This window comes from Sphingomonas sp. 10B4 (assembly GCF_035019905.1).
Classification (GTDB): domain Bacteria; phylum Pseudomonadota; class Alphaproteobacteria; order Sphingomonadales; family Sphingomonadaceae; genus Sphingomonas; species Sphingomonas glacialis.
The window spans coordinates 1-241 of record NZ_JASJVC010000534.1 but is presented as its reverse complement, the minus strand read 5'-3'; the positions used below and the strand labels follow the sequence as shown (position 1 = coordinate 241).

General features: G+C 46.5%; 1 protein-coding gene. It reads right to left on the bottom strand.

Annotated elements, in window-relative coordinates; all coding sequences use genetic code 11:
• Positions 1-241, bottom strand: a 241-nt coding sequence (locus tag QN347_RS20770; RefSeq protein WP_323494541.1) for a hypothetical protein, incomplete at both ends; no start/stop codon positions are given.

The following is a 241-nucleotide window of genomic DNA, read 5'->3' as shown; positions in this document are numbered from 1 at the left end:
CCTCAGCATTGAGCAACAAGCTGCCTTCAGTGACGATCCGTTGATCGGCATTTAAGCCGCTATCGACGTAGCTATTGTTCTGACCACGACGAATAATATTGACACGCTGTTTTTGGAATTCGCCTTCTTTTTTCTCAACAAAGACATAGCTATAAAGCCCCTCCGCGATCAGGCTTGTATTCGGTACCTTGATGGCTTTTTTGTCGCTGTCGCTGAGGAAAGAAATTCGGGCGAACATCTC